The organism is Rhodanobacter sp. G1 (assembly GCF_055397855.1).
In genome coordinates, this window is record NZ_AP039674.1 from 1,583,906 (window position 1) to 1,609,826 (window position 25,921).

General features: G+C 70.0%; 25 protein-coding genes, 2 tRNA genes and 1 other RNA gene. 14 read left to right on the forward strand and 14 right to left on the reverse strand.

Annotation, left to right across the window (positions count from 1 at the left end; translation table 11 throughout):
* Window position 1 precedes the first annotated feature (1 nt).
* The 3 genes from purF to ACZ5Z2_RS07100 all read left to right on the forward strand — a co-directional run bounded on the left by purF (window position 2) and on the right by ACZ5Z2_RS07100 (window position 3,098).
* Entirely contained in the window at window positions 2-1,477 is a 1,476-nt protein-coding gene (gene purF / locus ACZ5Z2_RS07090; protein WP_464761249.1) for an amidophosphoribosyltransferase, read from the forward strand.
* A 64-nt stretch (window positions 1,478-1,541) separates the two neighbouring features.
* Entirely contained in the window at window positions 1,542-2,360 is an 819-nt protein-coding gene (locus ACZ5Z2_RS07095; RefSeq protein ID WP_464761250.1) for a ferritin-like domain-containing protein, read from the forward strand.
* 180 nt (window positions 2,361-2,540) lie between these two features.
* Window positions 2,541-3,098, forward strand: a complete 558-nt coding sequence (locus ACZ5Z2_RS07100) for a hypothetical protein (protein WP_464761251.1) — start codon at window positions 2,541-2,543, stop codon at window positions 3,096-3,098.
* Window positions 3,099-3,212: 114 nt separating this feature from the next.
* Here ACZ5Z2_RS07100 and ACZ5Z2_RS07105 read toward each other — a convergent pair.
* A tRNA-Pro gene (locus ACZ5Z2_RS07105) sits at window positions 3,213-3,289 on the reverse strand.
* A gap of 135 nt (window positions 3,290-3,424) precedes the next feature.
* Between ACZ5Z2_RS07105 and hisS the strand changes: the two genes are divergently transcribed.
* The 3 genes from hisS (at window position 3,425) to ACZ5Z2_RS07120 (ending at window position 7,350) form a co-directional block, all read left to right on the forward strand.
* Window positions 3,425-4,798: a histidine--tRNA ligase gene (gene hisS, locus ACZ5Z2_RS07110; protein ID WP_464761252.1), complete on the forward strand. Its 1,374-nt coding sequence runs from the start codon at window positions 3,425-3,427 to the stop codon at window positions 4,796-4,798.
* A 236-nt stretch (window positions 4,799-5,034) separates the two neighbouring features.
* The gene (locus ACZ5Z2_RS07115; RefSeq protein ID WP_464761253.1) at window positions 5,035-6,936 is read left to right on the forward strand and encodes an HAL/PAL/TAL family ammonia-lyase; all 1,902 of its coding nucleotides are present in this window, start codon (window positions 5,035-5,037) and stop codon (window positions 6,934-6,936) included.
* A 15-nt stretch (window positions 6,937-6,951) separates the two neighbouring features.
* Window positions 6,952-7,350, forward strand: a complete 399-nt coding sequence (locus ACZ5Z2_RS07120; RefSeq protein ID WP_464761254.1) for a DUF6165 family protein — start codon at window positions 6,952-6,954, stop codon at window positions 7,348-7,350.
* Window positions 7,351-7,561: 211 nt separating this feature from the next.
* On the opposite strand, the gene ACZ5Z2_RS07125 is transcribed toward ACZ5Z2_RS07120, so the two are convergent.
* Entirely contained in the window at window positions 7,562-8,605 is a 1,044-nt protein-coding gene (locus tag ACZ5Z2_RS07125; RefSeq protein ID WP_464761255.1) for a glycosyltransferase family 9 protein, read from the reverse strand.
* A gap of 60 nt (window positions 8,606-8,665) precedes the next feature.
* Here ACZ5Z2_RS07125 and ACZ5Z2_RS07130 point away from each other — a divergent pair, with 60 nt between their 5' ends.
* From ACZ5Z2_RS07130 to ACZ5Z2_RS07140, 3 genes are all read left to right on the forward strand, one after another.
* Entirely contained in the window at window positions 8,666-9,373 is a 708-nt protein-coding gene (locus tag ACZ5Z2_RS07130; protein WP_464761256.1) for a 3-deoxy-D-manno-octulosonic acid kinase, read from the forward strand.
* A complete protein-coding gene (locus tag ACZ5Z2_RS07135; RefSeq protein ID WP_464761257.1) occupies window positions 9,370-10,128 on the forward strand; it encodes an MBL fold metallo-hydrolase in 759 nt (252 codons plus the stop codon). Before ACZ5Z2_RS07130 ends, ACZ5Z2_RS07135 begins: the two co-directional genes overlap by 4 nt.
* A 78-nt stretch (window positions 10,129-10,206) precedes the next feature.
* A tRNA-Ser gene (locus ACZ5Z2_RS07140) sits at window positions 10,207-10,299 on the forward strand.
* A 48-nt stretch (window positions 10,300-10,347) separates the two neighbouring features.
* Here ACZ5Z2_RS07140 and ACZ5Z2_RS07145 read toward each other — a convergent pair.
* Genes ACZ5Z2_RS07145 through ACZ5Z2_RS07170 form a run of 6 tightly spaced genes read right to left on the reverse strand, consistent with a single transcriptional unit; the run spans window position 10,348 to window position 16,429 of the window.
* The gene (locus tag ACZ5Z2_RS07145; protein ID WP_464761258.1) at window positions 10,348-11,937 is read right to left on the reverse strand and encodes an aldehyde dehydrogenase family protein; all 1,590 of its coding nucleotides are present in this window, start codon (window positions 11,935-11,937) and stop codon (window positions 10,348-10,350) included.
* A 1-nt stretch (window position 11,938) separates the two neighbouring features.
* The gene (locus ACZ5Z2_RS07150; protein WP_464761259.1) at window positions 11,939-12,844 is read right to left on the reverse strand and encodes a dihydrodipicolinate synthase family protein; all 906 of its coding nucleotides are present in this window, start codon (window positions 12,842-12,844) and stop codon (window positions 11,939-11,941) included.
* 22 nt (window positions 12,845-12,866) lie between these two features.
* On the reverse strand, window positions 12,867-14,141 hold the full coding sequence (locus ACZ5Z2_RS07155) for an FAD-dependent oxidoreductase (RefSeq protein WP_464761260.1): 1,275 nt from the start codon (window positions 14,139-14,141) through the stop codon (window positions 12,867-12,869).
* Complete coding sequence (locus ACZ5Z2_RS07160; protein ID WP_464761261.1) at window positions 14,134-14,382, reverse strand: (2Fe-2S)-binding protein; 249 nt, start codon at window positions 14,380-14,382, stop codon at window positions 14,134-14,136. The genes ACZ5Z2_RS07155 and ACZ5Z2_RS07160 overlap by 8 nt, the downstream gene beginning before the upstream one ends.
* Window positions 14,379-15,491 carry an NAD(P)/FAD-dependent oxidoreductase gene (locus ACZ5Z2_RS07165; protein WP_464761262.1) on the reverse strand — a complete coding sequence of 371 codons (1,113 nt, stop codon included), beginning with the start codon at window positions 15,489-15,491 and terminating at the stop codon, window positions 14,379-14,381. Before ACZ5Z2_RS07165 ends, ACZ5Z2_RS07160 begins: the two co-directional genes overlap by 4 nt.
* Window positions 15,488-16,429, reverse strand: coding sequence for a 4-hydroxyproline epimerase (locus ACZ5Z2_RS07170; RefSeq protein WP_464761263.1), 942 nt, complete (start codon window positions 16,427-16,429; stop codon window positions 15,488-15,490). Before ACZ5Z2_RS07170 ends, ACZ5Z2_RS07165 begins: the two co-directional genes overlap by 4 nt.
* Before the next feature lie 278 nt (window positions 16,430-16,707).
* Between ACZ5Z2_RS07170 and ffs the strand changes: the two genes are divergently transcribed.
* The 5 genes from ffs (at window position 16,708) to ACZ5Z2_RS07195 (ending at window position 20,178) form a co-directional block, all read left to right on the forward strand.
* An RNA gene (gene ffs, locus ACZ5Z2_RS07175) (signal recognition particle sRNA small type) lies at window positions 16,708-16,804 on the forward strand.
* A 210-nt stretch (window positions 16,805-17,014) separates the two neighbouring features.
* A complete protein-coding gene (dnaX, locus tag ACZ5Z2_RS07180) occupies window positions 17,015-18,676 on the forward strand; it encodes a DNA polymerase III subunit gamma/tau (protein ID WP_464761264.1) in 1,662 nt (553 codons plus the stop codon).
* Window positions 18,677-18,691: 15 nt separating this feature from the next.
* Window positions 18,692-19,015 (forward strand): YbaB/EbfC family nucleoid-associated protein, encoded by a 324-nt coding sequence (locus ACZ5Z2_RS07185; protein ID WP_464761265.1) that lies wholly within the window; start codon window positions 18,692-18,694, stop codon window positions 19,013-19,015.
* 85 nt (window positions 19,016-19,100) lie between these two features.
* Window positions 19,101-19,691 carry a recombination mediator RecR gene (recR, locus tag ACZ5Z2_RS07190; protein WP_464761266.1) on the forward strand — a complete coding sequence of 197 codons (591 nt, stop codon included), beginning with the start codon at window positions 19,101-19,103 and terminating at the stop codon, window positions 19,689-19,691.
* Window positions 19,692-19,833: 142 nt separating this feature from the next.
* Window positions 19,834-20,178 carry a histidine triad nucleotide-binding protein gene (locus ACZ5Z2_RS07195; RefSeq protein ID WP_464761267.1) on the forward strand — a complete coding sequence of 115 codons (345 nt, stop codon included), beginning with the start codon at window positions 19,834-19,836 and terminating at the stop codon, window positions 20,176-20,178.
* Between the two features lie 67 nt (window positions 20,179-20,245).
* Here the strand turns inward: ACZ5Z2_RS07195 and ACZ5Z2_RS07200 are convergent, their stop codons facing one another.
* From ACZ5Z2_RS07200 to ACZ5Z2_RS07225, 6 genes are all read right to left on the reverse strand, one after another.
* Window positions 20,246-20,836 (reverse strand): Slp family lipoprotein, encoded by a 591-nt coding sequence (locus ACZ5Z2_RS07200; RefSeq protein WP_464761268.1) that lies wholly within the window; start codon window positions 20,834-20,836, stop codon window positions 20,246-20,248.
* A 48-nt stretch (window positions 20,837-20,884) separates the two neighbouring features.
* Window positions 20,885-22,840 (reverse strand): transglutaminase TgpA family protein, encoded by a 1,956-nt coding sequence (locus ACZ5Z2_RS07205; protein ID WP_464761269.1) that lies wholly within the window; start codon window positions 22,838-22,840, stop codon window positions 20,885-20,887.
* Entirely contained in the window at window positions 22,837-23,796 is a 960-nt protein-coding gene (locus ACZ5Z2_RS07210) for a DUF58 domain-containing protein (protein WP_464761270.1), read from the reverse strand. The genes ACZ5Z2_RS07205 and ACZ5Z2_RS07210 overlap by 4 nt, the downstream gene beginning before the upstream one ends.
* Complete coding sequence (locus tag ACZ5Z2_RS07215; protein WP_464761271.1) at window positions 23,796-24,743, reverse strand: AAA family ATPase; 948 nt, start codon at window positions 24,741-24,743, stop codon at window positions 23,796-23,798. The genes ACZ5Z2_RS07210 and ACZ5Z2_RS07215 overlap by 1 nt, the downstream gene beginning before the upstream one ends.
* 64 nt (window positions 24,744-24,807) lie before the next feature.
* A complete protein-coding gene (locus tag ACZ5Z2_RS07220) occupies window positions 24,808-25,398 on the reverse strand; it encodes a Maf family protein (RefSeq protein WP_464761272.1) in 591 nt (196 codons plus the stop codon).
* Window positions 25,395-25,847, reverse strand: coding sequence for a hypothetical protein (locus ACZ5Z2_RS07225; protein WP_464761273.1), 453 nt, complete (start codon window positions 25,845-25,847; stop codon window positions 25,395-25,397). The genes ACZ5Z2_RS07220 and ACZ5Z2_RS07225 overlap by 4 nt, the downstream gene beginning before the upstream one ends.
* Window positions 25,848-25,921: the final 74 nt, after the last annotated feature.

The following is a 25,921-nucleotide window of genomic DNA, read 5'->3' on the forward strand; positions in this document are numbered from 1 at the left end:
CATGTGCGGAATCATCGGCATCGTCGGTACCACCGAAGTGGCATCGGCGCTTTACGACGGCCTCACGGTGCTGCAGCACCGCGGCCAGGACGCGGCCGGCATCGCCACCGTGGACGGCGCGCGCCTTCGCCTGCACAAGGGCAACGGCCTGGTGCGCGACGTGTTCAACCAGTCCTCGATGAGCCGCCTGCGCGGCCGCATCGGCATCGGCCACTGCCGCTACCCCACCGCGGGCTCGGAAGGCGCCGAGGAGGCGCAGCCGTTCTACGTCAACTCGCCCTACGGCATCGCCTTCGCGCACAACGGCAACCTGGTGAACACCGAGGCGCTGCGCAAGGAGATGTTCGAAGGCGACCGCCGCCACATCAACACCGATTCGGATTCCGAGGTGCTGCTCAACGTGCTGGCGCACGAGCTGCAGATCCAGGAGCGCATGGCGCTCACGCCCGACCACATCTTCAAGGCGGTGGCCGCGGTGCACGCGCGCGCGCGCGGCGGCTATGCCTGCATCGCGCTGGTGCTGGGCTATGGCCTGCTGGCATTCCGCGACCCCAACGGCATCCGCCCGCTGGTGCTGGGCGAGCGCATCACCGCCGAAGGGCGCGAATACGCCGTGGCCTCCGAGTCGGTGGCGCTGGACGTGCTGGGCTTCAAGCGCCTGCGCGACGTGGCGCCGGGCGAAGCCGTGTTCATCACCGACGACGGCCAGCTGCACGCGCGCCACTGCGCGGAGAGCGCGACGCATGCGCCGTGCATCTTCGAATACGTGTACCTCGCGCGTCCCGACTCGATGATCGAAAACGTGTCGGTGTACAAGGCGCGCCTGCGCATGGGCCAGAAGCTGGCCGAGAAGATCCTGCGCGAGCGGCCCGACCACGGCATCGACGCGGTGATCCCGATCCCCGACACCGCGCGCACCGCCGCCAGCGCGCTGGCCGAGGCGCTGGGCGTGCCGTTCCGCGAGGGCTTCGTCAAGAACCGCTACGTGGGCCGCACCTTCATCATGCCGGGGCAGGGCGACCGCGTGAAATCGGTGCGCCGCAAGCTCAATCCGGTGGAGCTGGAGTTCCGCAAGAAGAACGTGCTGCTGGTGGACGACTCCATCGTGCGCGGCACCACGTCGAAGCAGATCATCCAGATGGCGCGCGACGCCGGCGCGAAGAACGTGTACTTTGCCTCCGCCGCGCCGCCGGTGCGCTACCCCAACGTGTACGGCATCGACATGCCCTCGGCCACCGAACTGGTCGCGGCCGGCAAGACCGAAGCCGAGGTGCAGCAGATGCTGGGCGCCGACTGGCTGATCTACCAGGATCTGAAGGATCTGGTGTGGGCGGTGCAGGACGGCAACGAGTCGCTGGAGCATTTCGACGCCTCCTGCTTCAACGGCGAATACATCACCGGCCTCGACCGCCACTACCTTGAACAGATCGAGATGCTGCGCTCGGACGACGCCAAGGCCGCGCGCCGCAGTGCTTGAATGTTTTTCCCTCTCCCCTCCGGGGAGAGGGCAGGGTGAGGGGCGGGTGCTCGCGAAAGACTCCATGACCGATCTCCACGCCGCCGCCAAGGCCTGCCTGTCCGCCACCGACCCTGCGGAAAAACTCCGCCTCACCCATGCCGCATGGGCCGCCGTGCAGTCGGGCGAGTTGCGTCCCGACTCCACTGCGCCATCGCCCGAACCCATCGGGGCGCCCGGTCGACCCGAGAAACCGCGACTGGTCAGCGCCCGCCAGGTGCCGCAACGCGGCCTGGGCAGCGCCGAAGGCCGCGCCGCGCTGGTGCACGCGGTGGCGCACATCGAGTTCAACGCGATCAACCTCGCGTGGGATGCCGTCTACCGTTTCCGCGGCATGCCCGACGACTACTACCGCGATTGGGCCAGTTGCGCCCACGATGAGGCGCGCCATTTCGCGCTGCTGTCCACGCGGCTTGCCGAACTCGGTCACGCCTATGGCGACTTCGACGCGCACAACGGCCTGTGGGAAATGGCCGAGAAGACCGCCCATTCCGATACCGCGCGCATGGCCCTGGTGCCGCGCGTGCTGGAGGCGCGCGGACTGGACGTGACGCCCGGCATGATCGAGCGCCTGTGCCACGCTGGCGACGAACGCACCATCGCCGTGCTGGAAGTGATCCTGCGCGAGGAAGTCGCGCACGTCGCCGCCGGTACGCGCTGGTATCGCTGGTGCTGCGAACGAGACGGCATCGATCCCGTCGAGCATTTCTTCGGCCTGCTGCGCGACTATCTCGGCGTTGGCCTGCGTGGCCCGTTCAATCGCCCGGCGCGGCTGGAGGCCGGTTTCGTCGAGGCCGAACTGGATCGACTGGCGGCACTGGCCGTCGCGGATCGAGTTCCCTGATCCGCGGACACCGGGCGCTCATCTTGCTGAATGTTTGCCGGCGCCCTGGTTTGACAGGGGCATCCATGCTCACGAGGATGGAGACGCGCCGTACTGGCGGCGCTCCCTCCGCGACGGCCTAGGCCGCTTCGTCGTGAGCATCTCTCGGCGTTTCGGTCTGACGCATTCCCCTTGAGTAACGTGCTTGCCGTCGCGCTCCCATCCCCACGAGGAGGAGACGACATGAAACAGGCCATGCGCTTCATTCTTCCGGCCATGCTGATGGCTTTCGGCAGCGCGCACGCGCAGGCGGCATCGCCGCAGCAACCCCCGCAACCGCAACAGGAACCGCCGTCTTCGCAGCAGATGCCGCAGCCTTCGCAACCTGGTCAACAGGAGGCGCCGCCGATGCAGGTTTCTGCGGCGCAGGTGGCGAGTTGCGGTGGTGCGGCCAACAAGGCGATCACGGCGATGACCAAGGGCGATTTCAACGGTGCGACGCAGGCGTTCAACCCCAAGTTCAAGCCGACCACCGACAAGCTGCAACAGGTTTGGGGAGCGCTGGCGGAGCAGTACGGCAACGCCAAGTCGATCGGCGAAGCGAACAAGGGTCAATTGACGCAGGGCGATGTCGTCGTGCTGGTTCCCATGCAGTTCGACAAGGGAACGGTTGGCGCCGAAGCCGGCTGCGATCCGGGTGGGCAACTGGTGATGCTGCGTTTCGGCCAAATGCCGAACGGGGCGGACTCGAAGTCCTGACGCCAGGGCGCCGTGCGCATCGGCGGGCTTGCGCGAAGTGCGCCGAAACAAGAAAGCCGCCAGGGATGGCGGCTTTTCCGTTCCCGGATCGGGCAGATCCGGGAGATTCCAACTTGGTCGGGGAGACAGGATTTGAACCTGCGACTTCTACGTCCCGAACGTAGCGCTCTACCAGGCTGAGCTACACCCCGTGGGAGCCGCGTATCTTAATGACGGCGGCAGGGCTTGGCAACAGGTCTTCGCGGTGCGCGGAGGCCGCGGAGCCATCTGTTAATCTTGGGGGCTGCCGCCGCACGGCGATTCCATCCCCGTCCACAGAGGTTTCCATGGCGCTTACCCCGGCCCGCACCATGCCCGGCGTGCTCGAACTGCTGCCGCTCGACCAGGTCGCGTTCCAGCGCATGCTCGACACGATCCGCCGCAACTACGAGCGCTTCGGCTTCCTGCCGGTGGAGACGCCGGCGATCGAGTATTCCGACGTGCTGCTGACCAAGTCCGGCGGCGAGACCGAGCGGCAGGTGTATTTCGTGCAGTCCACCGGCGCACTGGAGCAGGGCGAGAAACCCGACCTGGCATTGCGCTTCGACCTCACCGTGCCGCTGGCGCGCTATGTGGCCGAGCACGAGCGCGACCTCAACTTCCCGTTCCGCCGCTACCAGATGCAGCGCGTGTATCGCGGCGAACGTGCGCAGCGCGGCCGCTTCCGCGAGTTCTACCAGTGCGACATCGACGTGATCGGCAAGGACAACCTGTCGATCCGCTACGACGCCGAACTGCCAGCGGTGATCTACAGCGTGTTCCGCGAACTGGCGATCGGCCCGTTCACCATCCAGCTCAACAACCGCAAGCTGATGCGCGGTTACTTCGAGAGCCTTGGCGTGGCCGACGCCGAGCGGCAGATGCTGGTGCTGCGCGAGGTGGACAAGCTGGACAAGCGCGGCGCCGACTACGTGCGCGACACGCTCACCGGCGAAGGTTTCGGCCTGGCGTCCGACGCGGTGGAGAAGATTCTGGCCTTCGTGCAGGTGCGTTCCACGTCGGTCGAAGATGCCTTCGGGAAACTCGACGCGCTGGGCGCCGGCCCGGAGGCGATGGAGCAGGGCCGCGCCGAGCTGAAGGAAGTGCTGGGCCTGATCCGCGACTTCGGCGTGCCGGAATCGCATTTCGCGCTGAACCTGTCGATCGCGCGCGGCCTCGACTACTACACCGGCACGGTCTACGAGACCACGCTCAACGAGCATCCGCAGATCGGCTCGATCTGCTCGGGCGGCCGCTACGAGAACCTTGCCGGCCAGTACACCAAGTCGCACCTGCCCGGCGTGGGCATTTCCATCGGCCTCAGCCGTCTGTACTGGCAACTGCGCGAGGCCGGCCTGGTCGGCACGGCGCAGAGCACAGTGGACGTGCTGGTCACACAGATGGACGAGGCGCAGCTGCCGGCTTACCTCGCGCTGGCCGGCGAGCTGCGCGCCGCTGGCATCGCCACCGAGGTGGTGCTGGAGGGTGGCAAGCTGGGCAAGCAGTTCAAGTACGCCGACCGCGCCGGTATCCGCTTCGCCGTGGTGCTGGGCGAGGACGAGATCGCCAAGGGCGTGGTCACGGTGAAGGATCTGCGCCGCGGCGACCAGTTCGAGGTGGCGCGTGCCGAGCTGGTGAAGACCTTGCGGGTGGAACTGGAGCAGGCCGCGGCGATGGGTTGAAGCGGTTCCTTGCTCGTCATTCCTGCGCAAGCAGGACAAAAGCGAGCCTCGCGAGCGTTGAACAGCCGAAGGCTGGTCCCGCAGGGGCGAGCGCAGCGAGTCATCCAGCGCCCTTGATGCGCAACGGTCAGCAGGCACTGGATGACCAGCTTCGCTGTTGCAAAGCGCCTCCGGCCTTCGCCGGGATGACGAGAGAACCGGGGTTCTCCTGACTGTACGAATCTGTTGGAGCATTTGTGAGCAAAACCATTCTTCTCGACGGCAGCAGCCTCACGCGGGCGCAACTGGTGGCCGTGGCACGCGACGGCGCCAAGGTGGCGCTGGACGCGAAGCAACTGGAGCGCGTGCAGCGCGCGGCGGATTTCCTCGCCGACAAGGTCAACTGCGGCGAGCCGACCTACGGCGTCACCACCGGCTTCGGCAGCAACGCCGACAAGCTGCTGGGCGCGCACCGCGTGCGCGACGAGCTGCCGGGCAGCCGCAGCGAGGCGCCGGAAGGCACGCTGCTGGAAGAGTTGCAGCACAACCTCATCACCACCCATGCGGTGTGCGTGGGCAAGCCGTTCGGCGCGGACGTGGTGCGCGCGATGCTGGTGATCCGCATCAACACCCTGATGCGCGGGCACTCCGGCATCCGCGTGCAGACGCTGGAAGCGCTGACCACGATGCTCAATGCGGGCGTGGTGCCGGTGGTGCCGGAGAAGGGTTCGGTGGGCGCCAGCGGCGACCTCGCGCCGCTCTCGCACCTGGCCATCGTGCTGCTGGGCGGCGGCGAGGCCTTCTACGAAGGTGAGCGCCTGCCGGGAAGCGAGGCGCTGAAGCGTGCCGGCCTTGCGCCGGTGCGCCTGTCGTTCAAGGAAGGCCTCGCGCTCAACAACGGCACCGCGCAGATGCTGGCCACCGGCACGCTGGCGCTGCACGATCTGGAGCGCCTGCTCGACGCCGCCGACCTCGCCGCTTCGATGACACTGGACGCCTTCGCCGGCCGCAGCGGCGCGCTGCGGCCCGAAGTGCACGAGCTGCGCCCGCATCCGGGCCAGGTTGCAGTGGCCGCGCACGTGCGCGAATTGCTGCAAGGTTCCACCTTGCTCGACATTCCCTACCACCTCGTGCCGCGCTTCAAGCCGTGGACGGTCGAGGCGTGGAGCGAGCCGGACGACCAGGCGCTCAGCTTCGACATCGGTTGGGACTGGGTGCCGGCCAACCAGCGCCACGGCCGCGAGGCGTTCTATGCGCGCTTCCTGCCGTTCAAGGGCGGCAAGAAGCACCAGCCGCAGGACGCCTACTGCCTGCGCTGCATGCCGCAGGTGCATGGCGCGGTGCGCGACGCGTGGGCGCAGGCCTGCCGCGTGTTCGACATCGAGCTCAACGCGGTCACCGACAACCCGCTGATCTTCCCCGATGCCGAGGGCGCGCGCTTCATCGAGGAGCAGGTGATCTCCGCCGGCCACTTCCACGGCATGCCGCTGGCGCTGGCGATGAGCTACGTGAAGGCGGCGATCCCGGTGCTGGCCTCGATCTCCGAGCGCCGCCTCAACAAGCTGGTCGACCCGGCCACCAACGACGGCCTGCCGGCTTTCCTCAGCGGCAACGAGGACGGCACCGATTCCGGCTTCATGATCGTGCAGTACACCGCCGCGGCGCTGGTCAACGACCTCGCCACGCGCGCGCATCCGGCCAGCGTGTATTCGGTGCCGACCAGCGCCAACGCCGAGGATCACGTCTCGATGGGCGCCAACGAGGCGCGCCACGTGCTGGAGATGATGGAAGACCTGGGCCACGTGATTGCGCTGGAGCTGTACACCGCCGCGCAGGCGCTGGACTACCGCCAGGAAATGCTCAACGCCGCGCGCCGCCTCGCCCAGCGCGGCGGCTGGCAGGCGCTGGCGGCCAAGGTGTCCAACGCGCCGCGCGAAGGCCAGCCGCACTACGAGCAGTTCGCCGCCGAGGCGCAGCAACTGGCCGAGGCGCTGGCAGCCAGCAGCGACTTCCACGCCGGTGCCGACGTGCGCCGCGCCCACGACACGCTGCGCAAGAGCATCGGCTTCCTGCACCGCGACCGCGCGCTGGACGGCGACGTGCGCACCGTCTGCGAACTCGTGCGCCATGGCGCCTTCCATCCCGCGCATGCGGCCTGATTCGGAGTTTCAACCATGAGCCTGATCCAGACCCCGGTGTCCTACGGCGAGCTGATCGACAAGATCACCATCCTCGAAATCAAGTCGCAGCGCATCGGCGATCCAGCCAAGCTGGCCAACGTGCGCACCGAGCTCGACCTGCTCAACGCCACATGGGCCGCGCATCCCGCCTCGAAGACCGACATCCACGACGAACGCGCGCGCTTGCTGGCGGTGAACGAGGCGTTGTGGGTGATCGAGGACGACATCCGCCTCAAGGAGAAGGCGCAGGCGTTCGACGCCGAGTTCATCGAGCTGGCGCGTTCGGTGTACTTCAAGAACGACGAGCGCGCGGCGGTGAAGCGCGAGATCAACGTGAAGCTGGGCTCGCAGCTGGTCGAGGAAAAGTCCTACCAGGACTATCGCGCCGTTTGAGGCTGAATCCCTCTCCCGCCGGGAGAGGGTGCCGTCAGGCGGATGAGGGTACGAGCGGAGCGTGGCGCTGAACTCTCATCCCAACCCCTCTCCTATTGAGCCGGCCCGCAAACAGTTTCCCCCCATGTCCTTCGACTCCGCTTCGCTTCGCTTAGGACGAACGGTGTACACGACATATTTGCGGGCCGGATCAATAGTGGGAGAGAGGCTTTCATGTCAGGCCAAGGTGGTGCGCGGCCGCCTCGAAACGTTCCACCACGTCGTCCACGCCGATCAGATCCATCACGCCGGGTTTCTCGATCTTGGCGCCCCAGGCCAGTTCGCTGGCCGGCTTGCCGAGAAAGCTGCATGCGGCCTCGTCGTACTTGTCCACGCACCAGCGGCGGTCGGAGTAGGGGCCGGAGCGGTTCGGGTTGCTTGCCGCGTGCAGGCCCAGCACCTTGGTGCCCACCGCATTGGCCATGTGCATGGGGCCGGAGTCCGGCGTCAGCAGCAATTGCGCGCGGCCGAGCAAGGCCAGCAGTTTCTTCAGCGTGTCCTTGCCGGTGAGGTCGAGCGGAGCATGCCTGCATGCGGCGAGCACTGCATCGGCCATCGCGCGTTCGCTGGCTGAGGGGCCGCCCACCAGCGCCACGCGCCAGCCGCGTGCGGCGGCGTGATCCATCGCGGCGGCGTAGCGTTCCGGCCGCCAGTTGCGCAGCGCGTGGCTGGAGCTGGGGCTCACCAGCATGGTTGGCGTGTCGTCCGGCAATTGTTCCGCGGCCCAGGCCTGCGCCTCGTCGGGGACGGGAATGTCCCAGCGCACTGTCGTCTGTTTCAGGCCCAGCGGTTCGGCGAAGCTGCCGATGGCGTCCAGCACATGTTCGCCGCTGCGCGCGGGGATGCGTTCGTTGACGACGAGGCCATGCAGATCCTTCGCGCGCGCCGCGTCGTAGCCGATGCGCCGGTTTGCCTTGATGCCCAGGCTCAGCAGGTTGGAACGCAGGGCCACCTGCATCTGCAGCAGCGCATCGAAGCGCTGGCCGCGCAGCGCCGTCCACACTTCGCGCATGCCGGCCCAGCCCGCGGCCTTGTCGAAGGTGACGAAATCCACGCCGGGCAGGTCGCCCACCAGCCTGCGCTCCAGCTTGCCCACGATCCACGCGAGCCTGGCCTGCGGCCATGCCGCCTGCAACGTGCGCAGCAGCGGCACCACGTGGGTGACGTCGCCGATGGCCGAGGTGCGCAGCAGGCAAATCGAGGCAGGAGCTGGCATGTAGAATCGCTGAAGATGATCGGACAAGGGGCGGCAGCATCGATGCGGGAACATCTGCACATGGATGCCGGTGGCGCGATTCTGTTCGACGCCGAGGCATCGCCACAAGTCGACGCCGACTGGTTCGTGCCGGAACACTGGCGCGAACGCGGCGCGCTGCGCTCGCAAACGGGCGGGCGCGGCGGCGTGCAGATCATCGCCACGCCGGCCGGCGAATGCGTGCTGCGGCACTATCGCCGCGGCGGCATGGTGGCGAAGCTGATGGGCGACCGCTACCTGTGGCGCGGTGCCGACGCCACGCGCTGCTTCGCCGAATTCCGCCTGCTGGCCGAGATCGCGCGATTGAAATTGCCCGGGCCGGCACCGGTGGCCGCGCGCTATCGCCGGCATGGCCTGTTCTATCGCGCCGATCTCGTCACACGCCGCATCGCGGATGCGCAGACGCTGGCCGAATGCCTCGCGGCCGGCCGGCTCAATGCCGAGCTGGCGCGCGAAGTGGGCGCGCTGGTGGCGCGCTTCCATCGCGTCGGCATCTGGCATGCCGACCTCAACGCGCACAACGTGCTGGCGGCGGCGAGCGGGCTGTATCTGATCGACTTCGACCGCGGCCGTCTGCGCGACCTGGCCGAGGGCTGGCGACTGGCCAACCTCGCGCGGCTGCACCGCTCGCTGGTCAAGCTCGGCGCCGCCGCGCAGGGCGAAGCGGCGTTCCGCGCGGCTGTGTGGACTCCCCTCATCGAAGCCTACGAGGCGACCTTCGGCGCATGAACTGGCATCTGCATTTCCTTGGCACGGGCGCAGCGCACGCGGTGGAGCTGGGCTCCTCGGCAGTCGTGCTGGAACGCGACGGCGAGCCGCTGCTGTTGGTCGACTGCGGGCCGGACACGCTCGACCGCTACCGCGCCGCCTACGGCGAGCTGCCGCGCGCGATCTACATCACCCACACGCACATGGATCACGTCGGCGGCATGGAGCGCCTGTTCACCCGCGTGTGGTTCGACGAAGCGCTGCGCGGCAGCATCCGCGTGTTCTGCCACGCCGCGCTGGTGCCGTGGCTGCAGGCGCGCGTGGCCGATTATCCCGGCGTGCTGGCCGAGGGCGGCGCGAACTACTGGGAGGCGTTCCGCCTCGTGCCGTGCACGCGCGGCTTCTGGCTGGACGGCCTGTGGTTCGACGTGTTCGCCACGCGCCACCACCGGCCCGACACCTCGTTCGGCCTCGCGCTGGCGGGCAGCTTCGCCTACACCGGCGACACGCGGCCGATTCCCGAAACGCTGGGCCGGTACGCCGGCGGGGAGGAGCTGGTCGCGCACGACTGCGGCCTGCACGGCAATCCCTCGCACACCGGCGTCGACGACATCGCACGCGAATACGACGCGGCGTTGCGCGCGCGCCTGCTGCTCTACCACTACGGCAGCGCGGCCGACGGCGCCGCGCTGGCGGAGCGCGGCTACCGGGTCGCCGCCACGGGGCAGCACGTCGCCCTGCCGTCGCCGTCGCCGCCGCGCGCGGATGCCGGCTGAGCTTGTCAGTGGCCGTGGCGGCCGGTATCCTTTCGCCTCTTCACCGTCCGCGATTGGGGCCGTGAGCAGGTTGCGTGCGGAGAGATGTCCGAGTGGTTGAAGGAGCACGCCTGGAAAGTGTGTATACGGCTTATCCCCGTATCGCGGGTTCGAATCCCGCTCTCTCCGCCAATTGATCGAAACGGAAAGCCCCGCATTGCGGGGCTTTCCGTTTTTCGGCTAGTCGATGTCCGCCGTGCTCCATTGCCCGTCCACCAGCCGCTGCACGCCGCCAGGGTTGCGGTCGCGCAGCTCCGCCGGCAGCAGCGCGTCCGGCACGCCGTCGTGGCAGTGCAGGGCGGTGAAGCGGTGGATCGCCGCGGGCATGCCCACCGCGGTGAAGCCCGGATGGCCGGTGGCAGGGAACGGTCCGCCGTGGTTCATCGCCGGGCTCACCGCGACACCGGTGGGCATCTTGTTGGCGATCAGGCGGCCGACGCGCGGACGCAGTTCCGCTGCGATGGCCTGCCATGCCGCATCGTCGCCGCCGTCGTCGGCCCGGTACATCGTGCCGGTGAGGTTGCCCTCGAACGCGGCAGCTACGGCCACCATCTCCGCCAGGCCGGATGCGCGCACGACCAGGCTCACCGGGCCGAACGCCTCGGTCTGCAGGGCCTCGGCGTTGCGCAGGAAGGCAGTGGCGTCCACGCCAAGCAGGGTGGGCCGGTAGCGGAAGCCTTCGCCTGCGCCGGGATCGCCGCCCGCAAGCACTTCGGCGCCTGTTTCGCGCAACGTGGCGACGGCGCGCTCGACATTGCGCTGGCCATCGTGCGAGAACAGGATCTGCGGCGTGGCGGCTTCGAACAACGAGGTCGCGGCATCCAGGAACGTGTGACCGTTGGCATCGACCGGTACGACCAGCACGCCCGGATTGGTGCAGAACTGGCCGCTGCCCATCGTGCAGGAGGCGAAGAACTCCTGCGCCATTGCCTCGCCGCTGCGCTGGGCCAACGCGCCGGGCAGCAGGAAGACCGGGTTCACGCTGGACAGCTCGGCGTAGAACGGCACGCCGGCCTTGTCCGCGGCGGCTTTCAGCGCGAGGCCGCCATGGCGGCTACCGGTGAAACCGATGGCGCCGAGCCGCGTGTCGCCGGCCAGCCTGAGGCCGGTGGCGGTGTCGAAGTGGTAGAGCATCTGCACGGTGGCGGCCGGCAGGCCGCTGGCCTGCACGGCCTGGTGCGCCAGCATCGCCAGGCGCTGGCTGGTGGCCGGGTGCAGCGGGTGCGCCTTGGCGATCACCGGATTGCGCGCGGCCAGCGCCGAGGCGAAATCGCTGCCGGCGATGGCGTTGAAGGCGAACGGGAAGTTGTTGGGGCCGAACACCAGCACCGGCTTGCCCAGCGGCGCGCGGTGCATGCGCAGGCCGGCCCTGGTGTCGATCACTGGATCGGCCCACGCGTAATCGCGCACGGCGCGCGCGGCCTGGCGCAATTGATCGACGGTGCGCGGTAGCTCGCCCGAGCGCAGGCGCGGCTCCACCGGCAGTGCAGTCTCGGCGTGCGCCAGCGCGACCAGCGCATCGCCATCCGCCGCGATGGCGTCGGCGTAGGCGTCGAGGAAACCGGCGATGCGTTCGGCAGGCGTGGCGGCTAGTTCGGCGGCGATGCGGGCCGCCGCTTGCAGGGCGGCTTCCACATCGGCGGGGCCGCTGACCGGGAAGTGCGGGCCGATGGCTGCGGCCCGCGCGGGATCGCTGGCGCGGAAGCTGCCCTGCGGGGCTATCGACGGTTGCCAGGCGCCGGCGATCAATACGGGTTCGAGCTTGTCCATGTCAGATGCCCGGGTGGTTGGCGAGTGCGTGTTCAATCACCGTCAGCGCATGCTCGCGCTCGGCGCCGGCCACCGGCCGGCGCGGCGCGCGCACGCGTTCGCTGCCCATGCCGGTTTTTTCCTGCACCAGCTTGATGAGCTGCACGAAGGTCGGCACGGTGTCCAGCCGCAGCAGCGGCAGGAACCAGTCGTACAGCGGCTTGGCCGCGGCGTAGCCGCCCTCCCGGGCCAGCTCGAACAGCCGCACCGATTCCTTCGGGAAGGCGTTGACCAGGCCGGCGATCCAGCCCGTGGCGCCCATCGCGATGCCCTCGACGATGGCGTCGTCCATGCCCACCAGCAGTTGCAGACGATTACCCAGCAACGCCTGGATGCCGGCGAAGCGGCGCACGTCGGCGGAGGATTCCTTCACTGCCTGCAGGTTGGGAAATTCGGCGGCCAGCTCGGCCATCTGCGCGGGCGTGATGTCGGTCTTGTACGCCACCGGGTTGTTGTAGAGCAGGCAGGGCAGGTCGGTGGCGCCGAGCACGGCGCGGGCGTGCGCGCCCATCTCGCGCCAGTCGCTGGAATACACGTAGACCGGCAGCACCATCAGGCCGCTGGCGCCGGCTTCCTTGCATGCCCTGGCCAGCCGCACCGCCTCGTCGGTGGACAGCGAGGCGATGCCGGGAATCACCGGCGCGCGGCCGTCCAGCGCCTGCACCAGGGTGCGCACGATGGCGACTTTCTCGTCGAAGCCCAACGTGGCCGCCTCGCCCAGCGAACCCAGCGGCACGATGCCGGTGCAGCCGGCGTCGATCATCTGTCGTGCGTGCTGCGCGAGGAAGTCGTGGTCGACCTGGCCGTCGGCGGTGAACGGCGTGGTGATGGCGGGGATGACGCCGTGCCAGAGTGAGGTCTTGCTCATCGGTTGTGTCCTCGGAGGGAGATCAGGAAACGGGATCGGCGTAGGTCAAGGTGGAAAGGCGGGCGGGGAACAGTGGCGGCCGGCTGCCGGCATGCGGGAAGCGTCCGAGTTCGGCCAGCGCGGCGCCGCAGATGCGCCCCTGGCAGGCGCCCATGCCGCAGCGGGTGGCGAGCTTGGCGCTGCGGAAATCCGCGTGATCGGCCAGCATGCCCAGTGTTACGTCCTCGCAGCGGCAGACGAGGGTGTCGGCGGCGGCCAGCGCATGCACCGCCGGGCGCAGGGCGAACGTGCGTTGCAACGCGGCGGCGAAGGCGCGCGCGTGCGCGCGCTGGCGCAGCAGCCTGGCGGGGATGTCGGCGCCGGTCGCGGCGAGCCCGGCGATGGTGCCTTCGATGCGGGCGCAATCGACGCCGCCGATGCCGCAGGCTTCGCCGGCGGCGTACACACGGTCAAGGCTGGTGTGCTGGCGTGCGTCCACCTGCACGGCGGCGTGCGCGCCGAACGGTTGCGTGGCGCAGCCGAGCAGGTGCGCCAGTTCCATGTTCGGGATCAGGCCATAGCCGACGGCTAGCATGTCGCAGGCGAGTTGTTCCGTGCCGCGCGGGCCTTCGAGCTCGACGGCGCGCAACGGGTTGCGGCTCGTGTCGGGGTGCGCGCGGCGCACCACGGTGCCGCTGCGGTAGGGCACGTCGGCGAGCTGCAGGCGCAACCGCGCCGCCTGCAGCAGCTTGCGCGGCCAGCGCCACAGGCTGGCTGCGAAGCCGCGCAATGCCGGGGCTTCCGCCTGCTCGCAGATGGCCGCCACGATGGCGCCATGCCGCCGCAGCGTGGCCGCGGCAGCGAGCAGCAGCGGGCCGCTGCCGGCCACCACCACGCGCTTGCCGGCCAGCGGCCAGCCCTGCTTGGCCAGGGCCTGCGAGCCGCCGGCGCCGACCACGCCGGGCAGCGTCCAGCCGGGGAAGGGCAGCAGGAGTTCGCGCGCGCCGGTGGCGAGCACCAGGTTGCCGTAGCGCAGCCATTGCGCGGCTTGCGGCGTCTGCACCAGCAGGGCGTCGCCCTCGGCGGCAACCACGCTGGTGCCGGCCATCCATTCGACGGGCGGCTTCAGGCCATCGCGGAGGCTCCGCGCCACCAAGCGCGATGGCGCGCGGCGCACGTCGTGGCGCCAGACCTGCCCGCCCGCACGCGGCTGCGCGTCGAGCACGGCCACGCGCGCACCTTGTCCGGCGGCGGCCTGGGCTGCGGCCAGCCCGGCGGGGCCGGCGCCGACGATCAGCACGTCGTAGCGCTCAGCCATCGGTGATCACCTGCATGCCGGCGCGCGCTTGCAGCATGCACGCGCGTTGTCCGGCGACGCCGTCGATGCACACGCGGCATTCGAAACAGACGCCCATGCCGCACAGGGGCAGGCGCGGTTCGCCGCGCACCGAGCGGCGGAACGGCACGCCGAGATGGGCGACGGCTGCCGCCACGCTGCAGCCTTCCTCCACCTCGATCGGCTGGCCGTCCACCGTGATGCGGATCGTCGCGCCGTTCATGCGGCCACCGTGGCGGCGAGGCGCGCCGGGTCGAACGGCGCGGCATCGATGGCGGCGGGGCGCTGCAGCAGCAGATCCAGAAGCAGGTGCGCGGTGCCCAGCGCGGTGGTGATGCCGAGTCCCTCGTGGCCGGCGGCGACCCACGCGTGATCCATGCCGGGCACGCGGCCGATGTAGGGGCGGCCGTCGATGCTGGTCGGACGGAAGCCCGTCCACACGCGCAGCGCGTCCAGCCCGCGCAGCGCGGGTAGGTAGCGGAAGCTGCGTTCGAGCATGCGGCGCAGCATCGGCATCGACACGGCGGGATCCATCGCGTCGTCGAACTCGCGCGAGGAGCCGATCAGGATTTGCCCGGTCGGTCGCGGCTGCACGTTGAAGGCCACGCTGCCGTCGCCGCTGCCGTGCGCGCTGTCGGCGTAGCCGAGTTCCAGCGTCTGGTGCCGCAGCAGCCCCGGGTAGCGCTGGGTGATCGCCAGGTGCCCCTTGCGTGCGCGCATCGGCAAGGTCGGCAGCAGCTCGGGCAGGGCGCAGCCGGTGGCGACCAGTACGCGGCCGCGCAAGATCTGGCCGCTTTGCAATTCGACGCCGTCGCGGGTGAGGCGTCGAGCGCGATCGCGCAGCAGTCGCGCCCCGCGCGATTGCGCGCGTTCGACCAGGTGCATGGCTACGGCCGGTCCGTACACCACGGCGTCGCGCGACACCAGCATGCCGCCGGCGAGGCCGGGCGCCAGCGCCGGCTCCAGTTGACGGAGCGCCGCGCCGTCCACCGCTTCGGCGCGGATGCCGATGGCGGCCAGGCGTTCGAGCTTGGCGGGTACGCCGGCCAGCTCGCGTTCGTCGGCGGCCACCCACAGCGTGCCGCAGCGGCTGAACTGCGCCTGCGGCAGGTCGGCCAGCGCGTCCCACAGTTCCAGCGAGTAGTGCGAGAGTGCGAGTTCGGCCGGGTCGTCATCCATCGCGATCAGGTGCCCCATCGCCGCCGCGGTGGCGCCGCCGCCCACCGTGCCGGGCTCGACCAGGGTGACGTCGAAACCCTCGGCGCTGGCGCGTTCCGCGCAGGCCGCGCCGACGATGCCGGCGCCGACGACGATGAGCGCATCGCTGCTCACGCCGCGCCTATGCCCCAGGCGAGCGGATCGGCGTCGTCGATCAGCAACTGGCCTTGCATGGTGACGTGGGCGCTGCCGGTGATGCGCGGCAGCACGCCACGCACGCCGGGCCGGTAGTGCGCCTCGAACACGCTGCCGAGGATGCCGGCCTGGCGCCAGACCTGGCCGGGCGCCAGCGCGCCGTCGGCGGCGAGGCAGGCCAGCTTGGCGCTGGTGCCGGTGCCGCAGGGCGAGCGGTCGTAGGCCGTTCCGGGGCACAGCACGAAGTTGCGCGCGTCGGCGTCGGCCTGGTGGCCGTGCTCGTTGAGCTCGATGTGGTCGATCTCGGCGCCCTCGGCGCCGCTGATGCCGGCCTTTTCCAGCGCGGCGCGAATCGCCTCGGCATAGGCGGTGAGCGCGCGCTGGTTGGCCAGCGTCAGCGGCAACGGCGTGTCGCGGGTGATGAAGAACCAGTTGCCGCCCCAGGCCACATCGCCGCGCACCGTGCCGTAGCTGGCCACGTCCAATGCGACATCGTGCAGGTGGCGGTAGCTCTCCACGTTCTCCACCGACACGCGGCCGTCGGCGTGCAGTTCCACGCCGACCATGCCGACCGGTGTTTCCAGCCGATGCTGGCCCGGCGACAGCCGGCCGAGGTGCTGCAGCGTGCGGATCAGCCCGATGGTGCCGTGGCCGCACATGCCGAGATAGCCGACGTTGTTGAAATAGATCACGCCGGCGCAGGCGTCGGGTGTCGTGGGCGGCAGCAGCAGGGCGCCCACCATGGTGTCCGAACCGCGCGGTTCGCAGGCGATGGCCTGGCGCCAGCAGTCGTACTTCGCGCGGAACACGCGCAGGCGATCCGCCGGCGAGCCGGCGCCGAGATCGGGAAAGCCGGAGAGGATCACCCGGGTGGGTTCGCCGCCGGTGTGGGAATCGATGAAGTCGAGGGTGCGCATGGCGGCATGCTCGCTCGCGGAACGGAGCGGGGTCTAGAAAGGCTTGCCGGTCTGCGGTGCGGAATTCGGCACAAACTTAAGAACTGGTCGGGAATACGCGGAACGCTGCCTGCCGCGCGCGCCTGTGCGCACGGGCGGGACGCATGCCTTGAGTTGCATGTCCGATCTGGGGCACAATGCGCGGCCCGAACGGACAGGCGGCGTGCTGCTGAACCTTCCGTCCGGTTCGATCCGCGTCTTGCATCAACGCATGCGCATCGACATTTTCATGGTGGCCCCGTCGGTTCCCCCGCGACGATAGTCCGCAAACCCCGCCAGATCCGGAAGGAAGCAACGGTAGTGGATGATTCGGGTGCCGGGGTGTGGCTGGCGGGGCCGCCGCCATTTTCGGCCGGTCTTTCCGAGAGCCTCGACCCATCCGCATGCCGATGGCCGGCAAAGGCGAACCCGCACGGCACGTTTGCCCCCTCTCCCCGCCGGGGAGAGGGTTGGGGTGAGGGGCGGGCGCTCGCGACACACTGGCTTTACTGACTTGTCGCCCCCACCTTGGCACAATCGCCTTTCGCTTCACGGTGAATGTCGCCCATGTCCTATCAAGTCCTCGCCCGCAAATGGCGCCCGCGCAAGTTCGCCGAACTGGTGGGGCAGGAGCACGTGGTGCGCGCGCTCACCAATGCGCTGGACACCGGGCGCATGCACCACGCCTACCTGTTCACCGGCACGCGCGGCGTGGGCAAGACCACCATCGCGCGCATCTTCGCCAAGTCGTTGAACTGCGAGCGCGGCGAATCGGCCGATCCCTGCGGCGAGTGCGCGGTCTGCACCGCGGTGGATGAGGGCCGCTTCGTCGACCTGCTGGAGATCGACGCGGCCAGCAACACCGGCGTGGACGACGTGCGCGAGGTGATCGAGAACGCGCAGTACGCGCCTTCGCGCGGTCGCTTCAAGGTGTACCTGGTGGACGAGGTGCACATGCTCTCCAAGCCGGCCTTCAACGCGCTGCTGAAGACGCTGGAAGAGCCGCCGCCGCACGTGAAGTTCCTGCTCGCCACCACCGATCCGCAGAAGCTGCCGGTGACGGTGCTGTCGCGCTGCCTGAAGTTCAACCTCAAGCGCCTGCTGCCGGAGCAGATCGCCGGCCAGATGCGGCACATCCTGGGCGCCGAGAACATCGCCTACGAGGACGCCGCGATCGAGGAACTGGCGCGCGGCGCCGACGGCTCGCTGCGCGACGGCCTGTCGCTGCTCGACCAGGCCATCGCCTACGGCGGCGGCGCGCTGCACGCCGATGACGTGCGCACCATGCTGGGCAGCGTGGCGCGCGGCCAGGTACTGGGCGTGCTCGACGCGCTGGCCGACGGCGACGGTGCGCGCCTGCTCGCCGAGTGCGCGCAGATCGCCTCGTACTCGCCGGATTTCGGCGGCGTGCTGGACGACCTCGCCGGCGTGCTGCACCGCCTGCAGCTGATCCAGCTGATCCCCGGCTACCAGGCGGGCGACGAGTCCGACGGCGAGGCATTGCACGCGCTGGCGGCGCGCATCGCGCCGGAGGACGTGCAGCTCTACTACCAGATCGCCATCGGCGGTCGCCGCGACCTCGCGCTGGCGCCCGACGCGCGCACCGGCTTCGAGATGGCGCTGCTGCGCATGCTGGCGTTCCATCCGGGCGACGAGGCCGCGCGTCCCGTGGCGGAACGCGCGGTGCCCGCGCCGCGGCCTGCTGCCTCGCCCGTGCGCAGCGCCGCACCCACGATGCCGCCGGCTCCGGCCTATCGTGCCGCGTCGCCCGTTGCCGCTCCGGCGCCTGCCGTGCGCGAATCGGCGCCAGCCCCGGCTGCGCCGCCGCGCGACGCCAATGGCCTGCCGCACTGGGAAAGCCTGATCGAGCAGGCCGGCCTGCGCGGCCCGTTCGGCGTGCTGGCGCAGAACGCGGTGCTGCGCGAACGCGACGGCAACACCCTGGTGCTGGCGCTGCAGCCGGCGCACATGGGCATGGCGGTGGAGCCGATGCTCAGCCAGATGGAGGAGCGCATCAGCAACGCGCTGGGCGAACGCATCAAGCTGCGCTTCGTCGACATCGACAAGTCGGCGGTCTCCGCCACGCCGGCCGCGCGCGCCACCCAGGCGCGCGACGCGGCGCAGGCGGCGGCGGAGCAGTCCATCGCCGACGATCCCTTCGTGCAATCCATGAAACGCGACTTCGGCGCCCGCGTGGTGCCGCAGTCGGTGAAACCCTTTGGCAGTTGAAGACGGAGTAATGCGATGAGAGGTCAGATCGGCCAGCTGATGCAGCAGGCCCAGCGCATGCAGGAAGACATGAAGCGCGCGCAGGAGGAGATCGCCAAGCTGGAAGTCACCGGCAGCGCCGGCGGCGGCCTGGTGAGCGTGACGATGAGCGGTGCGCACGAGGTGCGCAAGGTGACTATCGACCGCCAGACCTTCGCCGACGACCCGGAGATGGCCGAGGATCTGGTCGCCGCCGCGATCAACGACGCGGTGAACAAGGTGGCCCAGGCCAGCCGCGACAGGATGGGCAACGTCACCGCCGGCATGAGCCTGCCGCCGGGCTTCAAGATGCCGTTCTGATATGCCGATCCCTCGGCAAAACCCCGGCCATCCCTGGCCGGATTTTTCAACGACAGCCGCTTCGTAGCTGGGTTATCGAAAGTCCATGAGCAAGCTGCTCACCGACCTGATCGAAGCGCTGCGCTGCCTGCCCGGCGTGGGCGGCAAGAGCGCGCAGCGCATGGCCTTCCACCTGCTGGAGCGTGACCGCGAGCGCGGGCTGAAACTGGCCGACGCGTTGCGCGAGGCGATGCAGCGCATCGGGCATTGCGAGCGCTGCCGCGATTTCAGCGAGGAGCCGCTGTGCGCGATCTGCGCCGGCAGCAGCCGCGACCATCACCTGCTGTGCGTGGTGGAGTCGCCGGTGGATCTGGCGGCCATCGAGCAGGCCACCGGCTATCGCGGGCAGTACTTCGTGCTGCATGGCCGGCTGTCGCCGCTGGATGGACTGGGTCCGGAGGAGCTAGGCCTGGCGCAGCTCTCTCAACGCCTTGGCGAGGGCGAGGTGGAAGAGCTCATCATCGCCACCAATCCCACCGTGGAAGGCGAGGCCACCGCGCACTACCTGGCGCAACTGGCGCGCGCTGGCGGCGTCAAGCCCACGCGGCTGGCGCACGGCGTGCCGTTGGGTGGCGAGCTGGAATACGTGGATCGCGGCACGCTGGCGCATGCCTTCGGCGGACGCCAACTGCTCTGACCTTGCGATCATCCATGATCGCGGGAATCAAGCGGGCAGCCATTCCTGGCCGCACTTTTGCTCTGACTTTGCGATCATCCATGATCGCGAGAATCAAACGGGCAGCCATCCCTGGCTGCACTTTCAAATTGGGGGCGGCGACATGGGCGACACCATCTTCGGCAAGATCATCCGGCGCGAAATCCCCGCGGACATCGTCTACGAGGACGACGAGGTGCTGGCCTTCCGCGACCTGAACCCGCAGGCGCCGGTGCACGTGCTGTTCATCCCGAAGAAGGCCATCGCCACGCTGGACGACGCGAAGCCGGAAGACGCCGCGCTGCTGGGTCGCCTGCTGCTGGCCATCGCCGAATACGCGCGGCGCGAGGGCTTCGCCGAGCAGGGCTACCGCGTGGTGAACAACTGCCGCGAGTACGGCGGCCAGACCGTGTACCACCTGCACATGCACTTGCTGGCGGGCCGGCATATGAGCTGGCCGCCGGGCTGATCGCAGGCGATGGCGAACCCGCACGAAAAAGCCGGCCCCATGGCCGGCTTTTTCGTGCGCGCGACGCTTACTTGGCGGGCGGCGGCGGCGGAGGCGGCGGTGCGGGGCGCACCACGATCACGCGGCGCGGGCCGCCCCAGTACGGGCCATAGCCCCACGGCCCCCACGGGCCCCAGAACGGATCGTAGAAACCGGGCGGGTAAGGTGTGTCCACGTACACCGGGCGCTTCGGCCACAGGTACACCACGTCGGCTTCCACGCGCGGATAGGGGTAGTCGTACTCGCCCACCTTCCTGCTCACGGTGCCATGGACGGTGCCGGTCACGGTCAGCTCGCGGCCGCGGGTGAACACCTCGGGATCGTAGAAGCCGCTGTGGCAGGCCACGAAGCGGCCCTGGTTGTCGCCGGCGTTGCCCAGTTCGGGGCGGGCCTGGCCGTCCAGCGGGCGGGCCAGGATGTAGAAGCAGGTCTGCTGCGGGCCGGGTTCGGTCTTGATGATCTCGCCGCCCCAGCGCACGCGGGTGCCGCCGGCTCCGCCTTGCTGGGCGGAGGCGCTGGAGAGGTTGGCGTAGTTGCCTTGCAGCGGTTGCGGCATCGTCGCGCAGCCGCCCAGCAGGGCGACGGCCGCGACTAGCGCGAGGGGGCGGTACAGGGACATGGCGGTTTCTCCATCGCGACGATTGTGGGGTTGCGACCCTATCAACGCTCATTTGACCACGCGGCTGACAGAAAAATCCCGAACGGCGCGTTGCAGTGCGCGAAGGGATTCAGCCGTGGGTTCGTTGTGGCCGTAGCGCAGTTCGAGATAGTGCCGCATCAGCCCGGTCAGCCTCTCGCGTTGCGCGGGCAGCGTGTCCGCGGCGCGTTGCAGGAAATCGCGAGGCCCTTCGCCGCGCGACCGCGCCACGCCCATCCGCGCCAGCTTGCGCTCCAGTGCGCGCAACGCGGCGCGCGCGGCGTCTTCCGGCTCGCGCCGCCGCCACACCCACGCCAGTCCGGCCAGCATGGCCAGCACGCAGGATGCGGCGAGCAGCGACGCCAGCGTGGACGTTCCCGCTTCGCTGATGCCGAACGGCTTCAGCAGGCCGCGCTGGCGCAGTGCGTCGAAGCCGTTGACGCCCTGGTTCCACCAGCGGTTGACGATGTCCCAGTGGTTGCGCAGCGACTGCAGCCAGCCGCTTTCGTACCACGGCAACTGGCCTCCGGGCGCCGCCGCGGCAGCACCGAGGTCGATGCGTTGCGGGCGCACGGCGGCGGTAGGATCCACGCGCACCCAGCCGCGGCCGGCCAGCCACACCTCGCTCCAGGCATGCGCGTCGGAATTGCGCACCAGCAGGTAGTTGCCCAGCGCGTTCCAGTAGCCGCCCTGGTAACCGGTGACCACGCGGGCCGGGATGCCGGCGGCGCGCATCAGCACGGTGAAGGCCGAGGCGTAGTGCTCGCAGAAACCTTCGTGCGTATCGAACAGGAAGTCGTCCATCGCGTCGCGGCCCAGCGGCGCGGGCGCCAGCGTGTAGCGGAAGCCGCCGTCGTGGAACAGCGCGAGTGCGGCCCGCACGATGGCGGCATCGTCGCCAGCGTATTGCCGGCGCCACGACTGGCCCAGCGCCAGCGTGCGCGGGTTGAAGCCGGCGGGCAGTTGCAGCCAGCGCGCATGATGGCGACCGAGTTGCGGTTCCAGCCGGTAGGTGGTGGCGGATTCCAGCGTGTAGTCCCGCAACCCGTCCACCGGCTTGTCGGCGATCACCACGCGGTCGCGGCGCAGGCCGGCGCCCGTTGGCGCGGCCAGCGGCACGTCCAGCGTGGGCAGCACGCGCTGCCGGGTAGGCTCCAGGCTGATGTGGTAGCGGATGCCGCGAACGGCCTCGATGGGCACCGGAGGCTGGTCGGCCACGTCGCGATACGTCCAGCTGGCGCCGTCGTAGTGGCTCATCACGTAGGCGCGGAAATAGCGCTGGTCGGGCGGCGGTGGCGGGCCGTCGAAGCTCACGCGCAGCGCGGGGCTGTCGTCGATCAGCAGTCGGGTGAAGCCGGCCGGCGTCATGCTGTCGGCAAGGCCGCTGCGCTGTTCGGCACTGTTCGGCGCGCCCCACAGCGGCGAACTGAGTCGCGGCACCAGCAGGAAGGCCAGCACGGCCAGCGGCAGCGCCGTCGCCAGCAGCGCCGCGCCGGGCAGCAGTTCGCGCCACAGCGCGGCGGGTATCCGCCGTCCCGGTTCCAGCGAGCGCAGTGCCGCCAGTGGCGGCAGCAGGCCCAGCGCCACGGCGAGGGTGGCGACCAGGCCCTGGTTGGACAGCAGCGCGGCCATCAGGGTGAAGCAGGCGAAGCCCATGCCCACGCGGGCATCGCGCACGGTTTCGGTTTCCAGCAGCTTCAGCGCCAGCAGGCCCACGGCCAGGGCGGTGCCGGGGGCTTGCCCGAACACGTTGCCGTAGCGGCCGACGACGGCCAGCACCAGCAACACCAGCAGCGGCAGTTTCAGCCATGCGGGCGTGCGCGCACGATACTGCCGGCGTTGCCACCAGCGCAGGCCGATGACCAGCGCCAGCGGCGCGCCGAGCCACCATGGCTGGTGCGGCGCGTGCAGCGCGAGCGCGGCGGCGAAGGCGAGCGCGGCGAGATCGAAGCTGCGCGTGTCCAGCGGCGCGGCGGCGGCCGTCATGGCAGCACCGCCAGCGCGCCCATGCAGCGCGCGTAATGCGTCGCGCCGCTGCCGGCGTCGATGCGTTCGTTCGGCAGTTGCAGGCCGTAGCGGCGGCCTTGCGCTTCCGCCTCGCCCAGCCAGCGCGCCAGCCGGGTGATGCGCGCTTCGCGATCCAGCGAACGCAGCATGTGCCAATCCAGCAGCCAGGCTTCGCGTGGCTCGGGGCGGTCGAAATCCTTCACCAGCAGGTCGTGGTGGCGTGCGCTGGCCTTCCATGCGATGTGGCGCGGCGCGTCGCCGCGACGGTAGTCGCGCAATGCGGCCAGTTCCTCGCCCGGCTGCGGACGCAGGCGCTCCTGCGCGTCGGCCGGCAGGAACGGCGGCGGCCCGGCCTGCTCCGGGCGCGGCCACACCAGCACCGATTGCCGAGGGTGCAGCCAGCTCCATGCGCGGAACAGGCCCAGCGGCCAGGTGCTCCAGATGCGCAGCCGCGGCAGTTCCAGCCAGCCGCGTCGCGCGGTGGGCAGGCGCAGCGGCAGCTCGGTGGCGCCGTCCACGGCGAAGGCGTGCGTTTCGCCCGCGCAGTCCAGCCGCACGGCTTCGCGCAGGCGCGTGGCGGAGAAATCCAGCACCAGCTCCAGCGGCTCGCCGGCGATGGCGTGGCCGGCGCGGATGCCGCGCAGGCGCAAGCCGTCCAGGGTGCGGAAGGCGAGCAGCATGCTTGCCGCGGCAGCGGCGCCGAGCAGGCAGGTCAGCAGCAGGGCGGCGTTGTTCGCGTAATTCAACGCACCGACCAGCATCACCAGCAGCAGCACGCCGAAAGCCAACCCGAACGCGCTGGGCACGATGTAGATGCGCCGCCGGTTCAGCTCGATCGGCAACGGCTCGGGCTGGCGCAGGCGGGTGAGTGCGGGCAGGCGGCGCTCGATCCTGACTACGGCGCGCTGCGCGAGCCGGCGCAATGCGGCGCGCATCAGTCCACCGCCACCTCGGCGAGCAGCTGGCGCGCCAGCGCCTCGCCGCCGACGCCGCGCGCGGCCACCAGCCGGTGCGCGGCCAGCGGCACGAACAACGCCTGCAGGTCTTCCGGCAGCACGTAGGCGCGGTCGTGCAGCAAGGCCCATGCGCGTGCGGCGGCGAGCAGGGACAGGCCGGCACGCGGCGACAGCCCCGTGCGGATGTCCGCATGGCGGCGGCTGGCGGCGAGCAGCGCCTGCAGGTAGTCGAGCAGGGCCGGACTGGCGGCGATGGCCTGCGATTGCCTGCGCAGCGCGAGCAGGGCGGCGCCGTCCAGCGCGGGCTTCAGTCCGACCAGCAGGTCGTGGCGATCGATGCCGGTAAGCAGTTCGCGTTCCGCGGCGGGGTCGGGGTAGCCCAGCGACAGCCGCAGCATGAAGCGGTCGAGTTGCGAGTCGGGCAGCGGGAAGGTGCCGGCCAGATCCAGCGGATTCTGCGTGGCGACCACGAAGAACGGTTGCGGCAACGCGTGCGTCTGGCCGTCCACGGTGACCTGGCCTTCGGCCATCGCTTCCAGCAGCGCGCTCTGCGTCTTCGGCGTGGCGCGGTTGATCTCGTCGGCCAGCAGCAGCCCGCCGAAGATCGGGCCGGGATGGAAGCGGAACTGGCCGGTCTCGCGCTCGTACACGCTGACGCCGAGGATGTCCGAGGGCAGCAGGTCACTGGTGAACTGCACACGCTGGAACTCCAGCGCGAAGCTGGCCGCCAGCGCGTGCGCCAGCGTGGTCTTGCCCACGCCGGGCACGTCTTCCAGCAGCAGGTGGCCGCCGGCGATCAGGCTGGCCAGCGCCAACTTCGCCTGCCGCGCCTTGCCCAGCACCACGCGGTTGAGCTGCGCCTCGGCGGCGGCGAGCCGTTGGCGCAGTTCGTCGGCGGGCGGCATGGCGGGCAGGGGCTGGCTCATCGGTCGGGCTCGCGGCGGTTCGTGGGTGCAGCGGCAGCGTACCGGGTTTGCGGCGTGCCGGGTTTCAGGGCACGGCGACGCCCGACGAACGCAGCATTCTTGCCAGCGCGATCAGCGGCAGGCCGATCAGGGCGCTGGGGTCTTCGCTTTCGATACGCTCGAACAGGCTGATGCCCAGGCCTTCGCACTTGAAGCTGCCGGCGCAATCCAGCGGCTGTTCGCGCGCCACGTAGCGTTCGATCTCCGCAGCGCCCAGCGCGCGGAAATGCACATGGGTGCGGTCGACGTGGAGCTGGTGGCGGCCGCTGCGCGTGTCGAGCAGGCACAGCGCGGTGTGGAAATGCACCACGCGGCCGGAGCTGGCGGCGAGCTGGGCGCGGGCGTTCGCGGCGCTGCCGGGCTTGTCCAGCGTCTCGCCGTCCAGTTCGGCGACCTGGTCGGAGCCGATCACCAGCGCATCGCTGAAATCGCCCGCGGCAGCCGTGGCCTTGGCGATCGCGAGCCGCGCCGCGCGGGCATCCGGTGCTTCGCCGGGCAGGGCGGTTTCGTCGGTGCCGGGGGCATGCTGCCCGAACTCCGCCAGCAGGCGGCGCAACAGCTCGGCGCGGTAGCGCGAGGTGGAGGCCAGCACGATGCGGGGCGGGGCGGCGTTCATTCGGCGTCGCGGTGGATGTGTTCGCGCATCGCGCTGTCCAGGTCGCGCTGGGCGGCATTCAGCGCCTGCAGCAGCGGCTGCAGGCGGTCGCGGCTGGCACGCATGGCGGCAGCGGTTTCGTCGAGTTCCTGCTGGCTGGCGCGGGCGGCGCGGTCGCGGATCCAGATGCGCTGGTGCAGCAGCGCCTGCAGGCCGGCATCGACGGCGTGGCGGGCGTCCTGTTCGCTGGCGGCGGGCAGATCGGGATTGAGCGACATCACCGCATGTGCCTGGCGCAGGCCGTTGCGGCAGGCTTTCAGGTCGCCTTCCAGGCGATCGGCCAGTTCCAGCAGGCAGTTCACGCTGGCGGCGCGGCGGCTCAGCCGACGGCGCTGCAGCACGCCGAAGGCCGCGGCGGCGATCAACAGAGCGAACAGGGCGGCCACGCCGAGCGTCAGGTAGGCATCCACGAAAGTCCGGGGTCAGTCGGCGGACGGGCAGTCTGACGCATGCCGGGGGCGCAGGCAAAATGCCGCAGGGGGGG